This is a genomic window from Ramlibacter sp. bp-362 (assembly GCF_054956735.1).
This window is the reverse complement of sequence record NZ_JBUDXE010000005.1, coordinates 260,053-272,192: the sequence shown is the minus strand read 5'-3', so window position 1 is coordinate 272,192 and position 12,140 is coordinate 260,053. Positions and strand designations below refer to the sequence as shown.

Here is a 12,140-nt window from a genome sequence, read left to right as displayed (position 1 = left end):
GAGGAGCACCGTGGACGCACTCTCCGAAGTCCTGCGCCTGATCCGGCTGCGCGGCGCGCTGTTCCTCCACGGCAGCTTCCACGCGCCCTGGTGCGTGCAGGTGCCGCCGGGCGCCGACGCGGCGCGGGTGCTGTGCCCCGGCGCGCGGCAGCTCGCGATCCTGCACATGGTGCTGGAAGGCCACTGCTGGGTGCGCCTCGCAGGAGAGGACCCCTTCCGCATGCATGCCGGCGACGTCGTCGCGCTGCCGGCCGGCGATGCCCACGTGATCGGCTGCGAACTGGACCGGCAGCCGGTGGACCCGCGCCACGCGCTGCGCCTCAAGCTGCCGGAGCTGGCGCCGCTGCGCTACGGCGGCGAGGGCGAGGCCACCGCGCTCGTGTGCGGCTGGTTCGCGTACGAGGGCGACGCCGCCAATCCGCTGCTGGCGGCGCTGCCGCGCGTGCTGCGCGTGTCGCTCGGCAGCCGGCCGGCGGGCCCGTGGATCGAGCAATCCCTCCGCTACGCGCTGGCCGAGGCCGCGGCCAGCCAGCCCGGCGCGCCCGCGCTGACGGCCAAGGTGGCGGAGTCGATGTTCCTGGAAACCCTGCGCGCCTACCTCGACCACCTGCCGCCGCAGCAGAGCGGCTGGCTCGCGGGCCTGCGCGACCCGCAGGTGGGCCACTGCCTCGCGCTGATGCACGAACAGCCGGCGCGCAACTGGACGCTGGACGCACTGGCGCAGGAGGTCCACAGCTCCCGCAGCGTGCTGTCGGAGCGCTTCACCGGGCTGCTGGGCACGCCGCCCATGAAATACCTGAAGCACTGGCGCCTGACCCTGGCCGCGCGGCTGCTGTGCAGCGAGCGCGGCAAGCTGCTGGAGGTGGCCGAAGCGGTGGGCTACGAGTCCGAGGCATCCTTCAGCCGCGCGTTCAAGGGCGCGTACGGGGTGTCGCCGGGGGCGTGGCGGACGACGGTGGGGCGGGAGGTCTAGCGGCCGAAGACGAGCAGCAGGTTGTTCGCCGGCATCGCATGCCGCTGCCGCAGTTCCAGCCCCGCGCGGGCCGCTTCCGCCGCGACGTCCTCCAGCCGGCGCACGCCCCAGGCGGGATCGCGCGCGCGCAGGCTGACGTCGAAGGCGACGTTGCCCGGCGCCGGGGCGGCGCCGTCCTCGAAATAGGGCCCGTACGTGACCAGCAAGCCGCCCGGCGCGAGGCAGCGCGCGCTGCCCTGCATCAGCGCGGCGCAGGTGGACCAGGGCGAAATGTGCAGCATGTTGGCGCAGTAGACCGCGCCAAAGGCGCCCGGCGCCACCGGCCACGGCGACGCGAGCACGTCCAGCCGCAGCGGCGGGCGCACGTTGGCCAGCCCCGAGGTACGTGCCGCGATCGCCGGCAGCATCGCCGCGTCCGCATCGGTGGGTTGCCAGCTCCACCCCGGCAGCGCCGCCGCGAACCAGGCCGCGTGCTGGCCCGTGCCCGAGGCGATCTCCAGCGCCGCGCCGCGTGCCGGCAGCACCGTGCGCAGGACATCCAGGATCGGCTGCTTGTTGCGGTCAGCCGGCGCGCTGTGGGGCAGGGCGTCCCTGGCCATCCGGCTCACTTGGCCCAGCTGTCCTTGAGTCCCGTCACCCGGTTGAACACCGGCCGGCCTTCGCCCGGATGGTGGTCCTTGCGATCCGCGACGAAGTAGCCGTGCCGCTCGAACTGGAACTTCTCGTCGCCGTGCGCGCGGGCCAGCGAAGGCTCGAGGTACGCTGTCACCACCTTCAGGCTGTCCGGGTTCAGCTCCTCCAGGAAGTCCTGCTCGCCCGTGCCGGGCTGCGGCACCGAGAACAGGCGGTCGTACAGCCGCACTTCGGCCTTCACGCCGTCGGCGACGCCGACCCAGGTGATGTTGCCCTTCACCTTGACGCTGTCCGCCCCCGGCGTGCCGCTCTTGGTGTCGGGCACCAGCTTCGCCTGCACCTCGGTGACCTGTCCCGAGGCGTCGCGCGTCGCGCCGGTGCACTCGACGACGTAGCCGTACTTCATGCGCACCTTGTTGCCGGGGAACAGGCGGAAGAAACCCTTGGGCGGCGTCTCCTCGTAGTCGCCGCGCTCGATCCACAGTTCGCGGCCGAACATGAACTCGCGCTTGCCGCGCTCGGGCGCGTGCGGGTGCACGGGCGCGGTGCAGGGCTCCAGGTGGCCGGCGCCCATCAGCTCGTCCCAGTTGGTGATGACCAGCTTGACCGGGTCCAGCACCGCCATGCCGCGCGCGGCCTTGGGGTCCAGGTCGTCGCGCAGCGCGATGTCCAGCGTGGCGTAGTCGATCCAGCTGTCCGCCTTGGTCACGCCGATGCGTTCGCAGAACAGCTGGATGGCTTCCGGCGTGTAGCCGCGCCGGCGCATGCCGACGATCGTGGGCATGCGCGGGTCGTCCCAGCCGCTCACGTGGCCCTGGTCCACCAGTGCTTTCAGCTTGCGCTTGCTGGTGATCACGTAGGTGAGGTTCAGCCGGGCGAACTCGTACTGGCGCGGATGCGGCGAGTTGATCAGGCCGCCTTCGGCCAGGCGGTCCAGCAGCCAGTCGTAGAACGGCCGCTGGTCCTCGAACTCCAGCGTGCACAGGCTGTGCGTGATGTTCTCCAGCGCGTCCTCGATCGGGTGCGCGAAGGTGTACATCGGGTAGATGCACCACTTGTCGCCGGTGTTGTGGTGCTCCGCATGCTTGATGCGGTAGATGGTCGGGTCCCGCAGGTTGATGTTGGGGCTCGCCATGTCGATCTTCGCGCGCAGCACGGCCGCGCCGTCCGCCAGCTTGCCGTCGCGCATCTCGCGGAAGCGCTGCAGGTTCTCGTCGATCGAGCGGCTGCGGTAGGGGCTGTCCACGCCCGGGCGCGCGAAGTCGCCCCGGTTGACGCGCATCTCCTCCGGGCTCTGCTCGTCCACGTAGGCGTGGCCGGCCTCGATGAGGTACTCCGCCGCCCGGTACATGAAATCGAAGTAGTCGCTGGCCTGGTACAGGTGCGTCGTGCCGTGGGCCTCCCAGTCGAAGCCCAGCCAGCGCACGGCGTCCAGGATGCCGTCGACGTACTCCTGCTCCTCCTTCTCGGGGTTGGTGTCGTCGAAGCGCATGTGGCAGACGCCGCCGTAGTCGCGCGCCAGGCCGAAGTTGAGGCAGATGCTCTTGGCGTGGCCGACGTGCAGGTAGCCGTTGGGCTCGGGCGGGAAGCGCGTGCGGATGCGGGCCGGATCGGGCGGGCCGGAGCGCTGGTGCGCGGCATCGCCCGGGCTGCCGCCCCAGTGCCGCTGCGCGTAGGTGCCTTGTTCCAGGTCGCGTTCGATCACCTGGCGCAGGAAGTTGCTCGCGCGGGCAGCGGATTCTTTGTTGTCGTCGGGGGCAGGCATGGCCTGCCGATTTTGTCATGGCGGACGCGTCCGCCTCGGCCAACGGTTTTCCAGGGCCGCGGTCCCGGGCCCCCAAGCCGGGCCTTCTTCGCGGGTCCTTCGCTCGGTGGGTGGGTCGCGCCGTCCCGCGTCGAAATCGGTGCACCGCCTCAGCGGTGGTGGTCGTCCTTCCAGCGGTCTCCCTGTTGCTGCTCGGGCATCGGGAAGGGCTGGGGCAGCAGCGACTTCAGCCGCAGCTGGTCGCGCAGGTGGGGCCGCACGCTGTCGGCGCCGTGGCCGCTGTGGCCGGCCGCCGCCGTCGCGCGCTCCACGAAGCCGCGCTGCTTCTTCGGCCCGCCGCCCTTGCGCCCCGCCGAGGCGGTGCGGCGGGACTCGGGCGGGCCGGTGTCGTAGGGTTTTCCGTCCTTCATTGCTGGTGTTCCTCCGGGTGTTAACAGCGTAAGGGCGGTGCAACGCTTTACATGACGGCTGTGCCCAACGGTAGGCGTCGGACCGCGTCGACCGAGCCGTAGTCCGAAAGTGGCACAAGGGTAGGCGGGGACAAAAAAGAACCCCCAGGCAGAGCCTGGGGGTAACAATGCCAGTCGCGGGACGGAGGGCCGGACCAGCTCACCCCGGAGGAGGAGGGGACTCAGAGGAGTCGGGGTGACCGGGACGAAACGCGCTTGGGTCTGTCGGTTGCTGCGCGCCTTTCGTGCAATTCGATGGCTTCAAGTAGAAGCGCCGGACGCGTGCTGTCCTGTAGGACGGAGCCCACAGCGCCTGACAGACGGGAGCCTGTCTGGCCGGGGGTTCGCCACGGATCACATGGCCTTGAACAGGTGGGCGTACAGCCGGCTCACCGGCAGGCGCTCGGTCCGCCCCTGCAGAACCAGGTGGAGCTTGCCGGCCTCGTCGCGCTGCACGGACTCGATGGCCGTGGCGCGCACCACCGTGCCGCGATGCACCTGCCAGAACAGCTGCGGGTCCAGCTGCGGCAGCAGTTCCTTCAGCGGCGTGCGCACCAGGACTTCGCCGGCGGCCGTGACGACGCGGACGTACTTGTCGGCCGCCTCGAAGTAGACGACGCTCTCCACCGGCACCATGCGGATGCCGGAGCCCACCCCGGCCTGGATCACCTTGAGCAGCGGCTGCGGCGCCGGCGCGGCGGCCTGCAGCAGCTGGCGCAGCTGGCCCAGCGTCGCCTCGAGGCCGGCGGCCGCGGGCGCCGCGCGCCGCGCCAGCACCTCGCGCAGCCGCTGCGCCGTCTTCTGCAGGCGGGCGGCCTGCACGGGCTTGAGCACGTAGTCGACCGCCTGCGCGTCGAAGGCCTGCAGCGCGTACTGGTCGTACGCTGTCACGAACACCAGCGCCGGGAAGGGCGCGCCGGCCGGCCACTCCTCCGCCAGTTCGGCGGCGGCTTCCAGGCCGCCCTGGCCCGGCATGCGGATGTCGAAGAACAGCACGTCCGGCCGCAGCTCCAGCGCGGCGCGCACGGCGGCCGCGCCGTCGCCCGCGGTCGCGAGCACGCGCAGCTCCGGCCAGGCGCGCGCCAGTTCGGCCTGCAGCGCCTGCGCCAGCAGCGGTTCGTCCTCGGCGATCAGGGCGGTGGGGTTCATGCGAGAGGCAGCGTGATGCGGGCCTGCGCGCCTTCCGGCCCGGCACGGAACGCGAGGGCGGCGGCCTCGCCATGCAGGGCGGCGAGCCGCTCGCGCACCTGCTGCAGTCCGAAGCCGGCGCCGCCGGAGCCGCCGTGCGCGTCGCCCGCGCCCGTGTCGTCCACTTCCAGCGCCAGCAGCGGGCCCTCGCGTCGCGCCTGCACCGCGATGCGGCCGCCTTCCACCTTGGGTTCCAGGCCGTGCTGGATCGCGTTCTCCACCAGCGGCTGCAGCAGCAGCGCCGGCACGCGCGCGCCCGCGAGATCGGGCGGCAGGTCCAGGGTGTAGGCGAGCCGCGGCCCCATGCGGATCGCCATGAGCTCGAGGTAGTCGCGCAGGCGGTCGAACTCCGCCTGCAGCGGATGCGTGGTCGCGCGCGAGGCGGCGAGCGTCGCGCGCAGGTACGCGATCATGTGGTCCAGCATCTGCTGCGCGCGCGGCGGGTCCACCGCGATCAGCGCCCGCAGGTTGGCCAGCGTGTTGAACAGCATGTGCGGCTCGAGCTGCGTCTCCAGCAGCTTCAGGCGCGCCTCGTCCGCATGCCGGCGCGCCTCGCCCATCTGGCGCTCCAGGTAGCGGGACTTGCCGATGCTGTAGAAGTAGAAGGTGCCGACGACGCCCGCCACGACGCTCACGATCAGCGAGCTGCGCAGCTGCGCCTGCGGGTCCGCCGGGGGCCCGCCGTACAGGCCGAGGCCGCGCGAGATCGCGTCGCCCAGGGCGCTGCCGGCGACGAAGCCGACCGCGACGGCCACGAGCACCAGCGCCGGGCCCGCGAAGCCGGTGGGCCAGCCCGTTTCCGCGGCCGAGGGGAACAGGTGCCGGCCCAGGTCCACGACGGCCCAGATCAGCAGGCCGATCGCCAGGGAGTACGCCACCTGCGGGCCATAAGGGCGTTCCGGCGTGACGATGTACTGCGCGGTGGCGATCGCCAGGCAGAAGGCCGTCACCTGCAGCACGTTGCGCAGCTTGGCGACGGGATCGATGCGGGTCACGGCCGGTCCTGCTGGCGCCGCAGGTGCTCGCGTTCGCGCGCCACCATGCGTTCGCGCAGCGCGCTGCCCTTGCCCAGCACGAACACGGACACGCCGTGCAGCGCCAGGCCGACGCCCCAGCCGAGCACCGGGAACACCGACCAGGGCCGGTGGCCGAAGCCATGGGAGGACAGGGCGAGCAGCAGCACGTTGACCAGCACGTAGACGGTCGCGTGGAGATACCAGCCCATCTTGGCGCCCGCGCGGCGGCGCGCGAGGTGCTCGATCTCTTCGGGGCTGAGGCGCTCGGACATCGCGGTGGATTCTAGGGGAGCAGCTGGCGGCGCTCATGGGCCACCAGGCGCTCGTACAGGCCGCCGCCGCCGGCCACCAGGAACACGACGATGCCGTGGATCGCGAGGCCGAGGCCCCAGCCGAAGGCCGGGTACACCGCCCAGTGCCGCCCGCTCGCGGCGGACAGGACCGCCAGCGCAAGGTTGACGGCGAGATACACGAAGGCGTGGATGAACCAGCCCATCTTGGCGCCGGCACGGCGGCGGGCCTGGCGTTCGATGCTGTCGTGGTCGGAATGCATGGTGTGCTCCTTCGGGTCGATGGATCAGGCGAGGTGAGGTCGGGGAGGATCAGGCCAGCAGGCCCAGCTGCGTCCAGAGCATCTGGCCGAGGTAGCGCTGCGGCAGGAGGGTGAAGAAGCCGGTGACCACGCAGGCGGCGATGTACAGCCACTGCATGATCCGGCGGTGGCCGGCGATGTCGCGCCGTGCCAGCTTCCAGAACGCGCCGAAGAGGCTGAACGCGACCACCGGGACGAGCAGGTGGATCGGCGTGTAGCCGGCCAGGTTGGGCAGGCGGAAGTCGCGGATGAACAGCGCCGACACGGCCGTGACGATCATCAGCGTCACCCAGGCGTAGCCGAAGGCGCGGTGCAGGCGGGGACGGGGCGCGGGGCCGCGGCGGGCCCAGAGGGCGACCGGACCGATGGCGATGGCCGCGAGGGCGGCGCTCAGGTGGACGGCGATGACGGGGGACATCTGCATGGCGGGCTCCGTGTGCTGGGGACGGAGCGCACTGTGCCGATGCCCGCTTCAGCCGGCGAGCGGGATGCGACGAAACGCGCCGGGAGCGGCGCGAAATGGCGCCGGGACGGCGCGGGAGGTGCCCGGGTCAGGTCCAGATGCGGCGGTATTTCTCCGCCAGCTGCTGCTGGCGCAGCATGATCTTGGGCACGTCCGGGTGCATCGGATTGATCTCGCGCATCGCCCAGCGGTAGAACGCCTGGGCGAGGACCACATGGAGCAGGCTGATGATTTTCATGGGGCCCATGGTGGGGTGCGGGCCCAGGGCTTCCTGTAGGTTCCATGCGCGGCGGTGGCTCGCGGAATCCGACAGCCCCTGTCGGACGGCGGCCGTGGCCGGGCGTTCCGTATGATCCGCGCTTTTGCTGCGGGAGCTCGCGTGGACGCCGTGTTGCTGGTGAAGGCCGCCCTGATGGGCATCGTGGAGGGACTGACCGAGTTCCTGCCCATCTCGAGCACGGGGCACCTGATCCTGGCGGGCACCTTGCTGGGCTTCGACGACGCCAAGGCCAAGGTCTTCGACATCGCGATCCAGACCGGCGCGATCCTGGCCGTGATCCTGGTCTACTGGCAGAAGATCCGCAGCACCATCGTCGCGCTGCCCAGCGAGCGGCAGGCGCAGCGCTTCGCGCTCAACGTCGCCGTGGCCTTCGTCCCGGCCGTGGTGCTGGGGCTGCTGTTCGGCAAGGCCATCCAGGAACACCTGTTCACGCCCGCGGTGGTGGCCACGACCTTCATCCTGGGCGCCTTCGTGATCCTGTGGGCCGAAGGCCGGCACCACCCGGCCGTGCGCATCCAGGAGGTGGAGGAGATGCGCTGGACCGACGCGCTCAAGCTCGGGCTGGTGCAGTGCCTCGCGCTGGTGCCCGGCACCAGCCGCAGCGGCGCCACCATCATCGGCGGCATGCTGCTGGGGCTGTCGCGCAAGGCCGCCACGGACTTCTCCTTCTACCTCGCCATCCCGACGCTGATCGGAGCCGGGGCGTACAGCCTGTTCAAGGAGCGCGGCCAGCTCGGCGCGGGCGACCTGCCGATGTTCGCGGTGGGCCTGCTGTTCTCGTTCGTGAGCGCGTGGCTGTGCGTGCGCTGGCTGCTGCGCTACATCTCCAGCCACAGCTTCACGCCGTTCGCGTGGTACCGGATCGCGTTCGGGGTGATCGTGCTGGTGACGTCGTGGACCGGGTGGGTCGATTGGCACGCGTGATCGGTGGGGTTCGCTGCGCTCACCACCACCCTACGAGATAGCAGGCCCGGTACGGTAGGGTGGCGGTGAGCGAAGCGAACCCCACCGCTCCGTAGGCTGGCGGTGAGCGTCAGCGAACCCCAGCTGCCCCCATCCCCAGCAAAGCCGCCTCGATCGCCGCCGCCGTCGCCAGCGGCTTCTCCATCGGGAACAGGTGGCTGCCATCGAGCATGGTCATGCGCCCCTGCGTCACGCGCCGCGTCATGCCCAGGCCGACCTGGCCGATCTCCTCGGACTGCAGGCCGCCGATGAAGGCCGCCGGGCAGCGCAGGGGATGGCGTTTCAGCAGCGCCTGCAGGTTGTCCGGCAGCGTGTTGTAGATCGCGGTCTCGATGTCGCGGTCGAAGCTGAGGACGCGCTGGCCGTCCTCGTCGTGCGTGCCGTGCGTGATGTAGTCCACCAGCACCTGCGGCTCCCAGGCGGCGAAGGCCTTCTTGCGGCGGAAGTGCTCCAGCGCCGCCTCGCGCGTGGGCCAGCGGTTCTTGCGCTTGCGGCTGACGGCGCCGGGCGAGATGGCGCCCACCAGCGGCGTGTGCTTGGCCGCGCGTACGGCATGCGACTTCCAGCCGCCCAGCAGCGGCGAATCGAGCAGCAGCACGCCGCGCGCGAGTTCCGGATGGCGCGCCGCGCACATGAGGCTCAGGAAACCGCCCAGCGAGTGGCCCACCAGCCAGGCCGGCTCGCCGGCCTGCTCCACGGCGCGGGCCGCGAAGTCGTGCAGCTGCCGCACCAGCCCGGGCCAGTTGTTCTCGACGGGGTAGTCCGGGTCGTGGCCGAACTGGTCCACGGCCTTGACCAGGAAGCCGCGCGTGCGCAGGTGCTTGAAGAGGACGCCGTAGGTGGCGGCGGGGAAGCTGTTGGCGTGGGAGAAGACGATCAGGGACACCCGGGAATTGTGCCCCCTCCGCTCAGCCCATCACCTTCGAGGGCAGCCAGGTCGCCAGTTCCGGGAACACGCACAGGATCAGGATCGCCAGCACCATGCAGATCATGAAGGGCAGGGCGCCTTTCAGGATGGTCGGCAGGCGCACGTCCGGCGTGATCGCGTTGATCACGAACAGGTTCAGGCCCACCGGCGGCGTGATCAGGCCCAGCTCCATGTTGATCGTCAGCACCACGCCGAACCAGATCGGGTCGAAGCCGGCGGCCGTGATCACCGGCATCAGGATCGGGGTGGTCATCAGGATGATGGCCGCCGGCGGCAGGAAGCAGCCCGCCACCAGCAGCAGCACGTTGACGGCCAGCAGGATGATCCAGCGGTTCACCTGCATCTCGGCGATCGAGGTGGCCACCGCCTGCGTCACCTGCAGCGAGGACATCATGTACCCGAACAGGATGGACGTGCCGATGATCAGCATCAGCATGCCGGACTCGCGCATGCCGTCGCGCAGGATCACCCACAGGTCCGCCGGCTTCCACACGCGGTAGATCAGGATCACCATGACCAGGCACAGCGCGGCGCCGACACCCGCCGCCTCGGAGGGCGTGGCGATGCCGCCGTAGAGCGCGTAGACCACGCCCACGATCACGGCCAGGAAGGGCAGCAGCTTGGGCATCAGCTCCAGCTTCTGCTGGAGCGAATAGCGCACGTTGGAGTCGACCAGGCGGGTGCCGCGCTTCCAGCTGAGGAACAGCGCCCAGGCCATGAACAGCCCGGTGAGCAGCAGGCCGGGGATGATGCCGGCGATGAACAGGCGGCCGATCGACGTCTCCGACGCGATGCCGTACAGGATCATCGTGATGCTGGGCGGGATCAGGATGCCCAGCGTGCCGCCCGCGGCGATGGCGCCCGTGGCGAGGTCGGCGTCGTAGCCGCGGCGGCGCATCTCGGGGATGCCCATCTTGCCGATGGCCGCGCACGTGGCGGGCGAGGAGCCGCTCAGCGCCGCGAACAGGGCGCAGGCGCCGATGTTGGAGATCACCAGCGAGCCGGGCACGCGGTGGAGCCAGCGCGCCAGCGCCTCGTACAGGTCGGAGCCCGCCCGCGACGACGCCACCGCCGCGCCCATGATGATGAACATGGGCAGCGACACCAGCGTGAAGTCGTTCAGGCCGGCGAACACCGTCTCGGGCACGAAATTGATGCTGTTCCAGCCGTCGAAGACGACCATGAAGAACAGCGCCACGGCGCCGAGCCCGAAGGCGATGGGCAGGCCCGTCGCCAGCACCAGGCAGGTGGCCAGGAAGACCAGGAAACCGATGCCCATCGCGCTCACATCTTCTCCTCGGCGGCCAGGCCGAAGGGCAGCTCGCGCCCCGTGACCACCAGGTAGACCTCGGCCAGGTATTGCAGGCACAGCAGCGCCAGGCCGACCGGCACCGAGAGGTAGGGGATCCACAGCCGCGCCCGCCAGATGCTGGAGGTGGTCTGGTTCAGGTGCCAGGTCTCGTACCACCAGGGCAGCGACGCGAAGAAGAAGAACACGCAGAACACCAGCGCCATCGTGCTGCCCGCGAAGTGCAGCTTGCGGCGCATGGGCACGCGCACCATCAACGGCACCACGTCCACGGCCACGTGGCCGCGCGTGAGCAGGATGTAGGGCGCGCCCAGGAAGGTGGCGGCGATCAGCGCGAAGGTGGTGAACTCGGTCTGCCAGATCGAGGACTCGCCCAGGACCGCGCGCACGAAGACCATGTGGCACACGACGAAGATCGACAGCAGGATCAGGCCTGCCGAGAAGACCCCGAACGCGCGCGAGATCGCGTGCACCGCGGCCACCCAGGCGGGCAGCCGCGGGGCGCTACTTGACACTCAGCGCCTTCTCGATCAGTTCCTTGCCGCCGGGCACCTTCTCGGCGAAGGCCTTGTACGAGGTCTTCTGCGCCACGGCGCGCCAGGCGTCGGCCTCGGCGTCGCTCAGCGTGATCACTTCCACGTTGTGCTTCTTGAAGGTCTCGACCATCTTGTCGTCGAGCTTCTTCGATTCGGCGTTGAAGAAGGCCTCGGCCTTCTGCGCGGCGCGGGTCAGCGCCATCTTCTGCGCGTCGTTCAGGCGGTCCCAGCTGCGCTTGGAGATCAGCACCGGCTCGTACATGAACCACAGGGCGTTGTCGCCGGGCGCCGTGAGGCACTTCAGCTGCTCGTACAGCCGGAACGACACGAAGCTGCCCGAGGAGGTGTCGGTGGCCTGGGCCACGCCCTGCTGCAGCGCGTTGTAGACCTCGTTGGAGGGGATGGAGACGATCGAGGCGCCGGCCCCGGCCCACATCTGCGAGAAGGTCGCGCCGGCCGAGCGCACCTTCAGGCCCGCGGCGTCCGAGGGCTGGCGGATGCACTTGTCCTTGCCGCCGAACGCGCCGGCCAGCCATGCGTCGGCCAGGACCTTCACGCCGCCGTCCTCGATGATCTTCTTGATGTCCTTCATGAAGGGCGAGGTGTTGATGCGCTGGGCGTGCTCGTGGCTCTTCACCAGGCCGGGCATCAGCGTGGCGCCGAACTGCGGGTGGAAGCCCGAGGCGTAGTCCAGCGGGAACGAGGACATGTCGATCTGGCCGCTCAGCATGGCCTTCCACTGCTCCTGCGCCTTCACCAGGCTGGAACCCGGGAACACCTTGATCTCGAGGCCGACGTTCGCCTTGTTCACGTCGCGGGCGATCATCTGCACCATCTCGTCGCGCACGTCGCCCTTGCCGCCGGGGAACTGGTGGGAGGCCTTCAGGACGATGTTGTCGGCCAACACCGGGGCGGCGAAGGCGGCGGCCAGCAGGCCGGCGAGGGCGGTCTTCGCGAGGGAATGGAATGCCATGGTTCTCTTCTCCAGAGGTGCAATTGGAATCTCGTCCAATATCGCAGGCCCACGGCCCGGCAGGCCATCGGG

15 protein-coding genes are annotated in these 12,140 nt (G+C 70.3%); 2 read left to right on the top strand and 13 right to left on the bottom strand.

Annotated elements, in window-relative coordinates:
• Positions 1–10: 10 nt before the first annotated feature.
• Positions 11–973, top strand: coding sequence for an AraC family transcriptional regulator (locus ACY0MJ_RS09220; protein ID WP_462638097.1), 963 nt, complete (start codon positions 11–13; stop codon positions 971–973).
• Here the strand turns inward: ACY0MJ_RS09220 and ACY0MJ_RS09215 are convergent.
• The 9 genes from ACY0MJ_RS09215 to ACY0MJ_RS09175 all read right to left on the bottom strand — a co-directional run bounded on the left by ACY0MJ_RS09215 (position 970) and on the right by ACY0MJ_RS09175 (position 7,317).
• On the bottom strand, positions 970–1,572 hold the full coding sequence (locus tag ACY0MJ_RS09215; RefSeq protein WP_462638096.1) for a DUF938 domain-containing protein: 603 nt from the start codon (positions 1,570–1,572) through the stop codon (positions 970–972). The genes ACY0MJ_RS09220 and ACY0MJ_RS09215 overlap by 4 nt on opposite strands.
• Positions 1,573–1,577: 5 nt before the next feature.
• Positions 1,578–3,371 carry a glutamine--tRNA ligase/YqeY domain fusion protein gene (locus ACY0MJ_RS09210; protein ID WP_462638095.1) on the bottom strand — a complete coding sequence of 598 codons (1,794 nt, stop codon included), beginning with the start codon at positions 3,369–3,371 and terminating at the stop codon, positions 1,578–1,580.
• A 149-nt stretch (positions 3,372–3,520) separates the two neighbouring features.
• Positions 3,521–3,781: a hypothetical protein gene (locus ACY0MJ_RS09205; protein WP_462638094.1), complete on the bottom strand. Its 261-nt coding sequence runs from the start codon at positions 3,779–3,781 to the stop codon at positions 3,521–3,523.
• 393 nt (positions 3,782–4,174) lie between these two features.
• On the bottom strand, positions 4,175–4,969 hold the full coding sequence (locus ACY0MJ_RS09200) for a LytR/AlgR family response regulator transcription factor (protein WP_462638093.1): 795 nt from the start codon (positions 4,967–4,969) through the stop codon (positions 4,175–4,177).
• Positions 4,966–6,003 carry a sensor histidine kinase gene (locus ACY0MJ_RS09195; protein ID WP_462638092.1) on the bottom strand — a complete coding sequence of 346 codons (1,038 nt, stop codon included), beginning with the start codon at positions 6,001–6,003 and terminating at the stop codon, positions 4,966–4,968. Before ACY0MJ_RS09195 ends, ACY0MJ_RS09200 begins: the two co-directional genes overlap by 4 nt.
• Positions 6,000–6,296 (bottom strand): 2TM domain-containing protein, encoded by a 297-nt coding sequence (locus ACY0MJ_RS09190; RefSeq protein ID WP_462638090.1) that lies wholly within the window; start codon positions 6,294–6,296, stop codon positions 6,000–6,002. The genes ACY0MJ_RS09195 and ACY0MJ_RS09190 overlap by 4 nt, the downstream gene beginning before the upstream one ends.
• An 11-nt stretch (positions 6,297–6,307) precedes the next feature.
• On the bottom strand, positions 6,308–6,577 hold the full coding sequence (locus tag ACY0MJ_RS09185) for a 2TM domain-containing protein (RefSeq protein ID WP_462638089.1): 270 nt from the start codon (positions 6,575–6,577) through the stop codon (positions 6,308–6,310).
• A gap of 49 nt (positions 6,578–6,626) precedes the next feature.
• On the bottom strand, positions 6,627–7,040 hold the full coding sequence (locus ACY0MJ_RS09180; protein WP_462638088.1) for a DUF2306 domain-containing protein: 414 nt from the start codon (positions 7,038–7,040) through the stop codon (positions 6,627–6,629).
• A 127-nt stretch (positions 7,041–7,167) separates the two neighbouring features.
• Positions 7,168–7,317 (bottom strand): hypothetical protein, encoded by a 150-nt coding sequence (locus ACY0MJ_RS09175; protein ID WP_462638087.1) that lies wholly within the window; start codon positions 7,315–7,317, stop codon positions 7,168–7,170.
• A 141-nt stretch (positions 7,318–7,458) separates the two neighbouring features.
• On the opposite strand from ACY0MJ_RS09175, the gene ACY0MJ_RS09170 reads away from it, so the two are divergent.
• Positions 7,459–8,283 (top strand): undecaprenyl-diphosphate phosphatase, encoded by an 825-nt coding sequence (locus ACY0MJ_RS09170; protein WP_462638085.1) that lies wholly within the window; start codon positions 7,459–7,461, stop codon positions 8,281–8,283.
• 109 nt (positions 8,284–8,392) lie between these two features.
• On the opposite strand, the gene ACY0MJ_RS09165 is transcribed toward ACY0MJ_RS09170, so the two are convergent.
• Genes ACY0MJ_RS09165 through dctP form a run of 4 tightly spaced genes read right to left on the bottom strand, consistent with a single transcriptional unit; the run spans position 8,393 to position 12,068 of the window.
• Positions 8,393–9,208: an alpha/beta hydrolase gene (locus ACY0MJ_RS09165; protein ID WP_462638084.1), complete on the bottom strand. Its 816-nt coding sequence runs from the start codon at positions 9,206–9,208 to the stop codon at positions 8,393–8,395.
• Positions 9,209–9,230: 22 nt separating this feature from the next.
• On the bottom strand, positions 9,231–10,538 hold the full coding sequence (locus tag ACY0MJ_RS09160; protein WP_462638083.1) for a TRAP transporter large permease: 1,308 nt from the start codon (positions 10,536–10,538) through the stop codon (positions 9,231–9,233).
• Positions 10,535–11,074, bottom strand: coding sequence for a TRAP transporter small permease subunit (locus ACY0MJ_RS09155; protein ID WP_462638082.1), 540 nt, complete (start codon positions 11,072–11,074; stop codon positions 10,535–10,537). The genes ACY0MJ_RS09160 and ACY0MJ_RS09155 overlap by 4 nt, the downstream gene beginning before the upstream one ends.
• Positions 11,064–12,068, bottom strand: a complete 1,005-nt coding sequence (dctP, locus tag ACY0MJ_RS09150) for a TRAP transporter substrate-binding protein DctP (RefSeq protein WP_462638081.1) — start codon at positions 12,066–12,068, stop codon at positions 11,064–11,066. Before dctP ends, ACY0MJ_RS09155 begins: the two co-directional genes overlap by 11 nt.
• Between the last annotated feature and the right edge of the window lie 72 nt (positions 12,069–12,140).

Excerpts from the sequence above, each read along its gene's own strand:
- ACY0MJ_RS09180 (WP_462638088.1), bottom strand. The coding sequence starts at position 7,040 with ATGCAGATGTCCCCCGTCATCGCCGTCCACCTGAGCGCCGCCCTCGCG.
- ACY0MJ_RS09190 (WP_462638090.1), bottom strand. The coding sequence starts at position 6,296 with ATGTCCGAGCGCCTCAGCCCCGAAGAGATCGAGCACCTCGCGCGCCGC.
- ACY0MJ_RS09175 (WP_462638087.1), bottom strand. The coding sequence starts at position 7,317 with ATGAAAATCATCAGCCTGCTCCATGTGGTCCTCGCCCAGGCGTTCTAC.
- ACY0MJ_RS09210 (WP_462638095.1), bottom strand. The coding sequence starts at position 3,371 with ATGCCTGCCCCCGACGACAACAAAGAATCCGCTGCCCGCGCGAGCAAC.
- ACY0MJ_RS09215 (WP_462638096.1), bottom strand. The coding sequence starts at position 1,572 with ATGGCCAGGGACGCCCTGCCCCACAGCGCGCCGGCTGACCGCAACAAG.
- ACY0MJ_RS09185 (WP_462638089.1), bottom strand. The coding sequence starts at position 6,577 with ATGCATTCCGACCACGACAGCATCGAACGCCAGGCCCGCCGCCGTGCC.
- dctP (WP_462638081.1), bottom strand. The coding sequence starts at position 12,068 with ATGGCATTCCATTCCCTCGCGAAGACCGCCCTCGCCGGCCTGCTGGCC.
- ACY0MJ_RS09205 (WP_462638094.1), bottom strand. The coding sequence starts at position 3,781 with ATGAAGGACGGAAAACCCTACGACACCGGCCCGCCCGAGTCCCGCCGC.
- ACY0MJ_RS09200 (WP_462638093.1), bottom strand. The coding sequence starts at position 4,969 with ATGAACCCCACCGCCCTGATCGCCGAGGACGAACCGCTGCTGGCGCAG.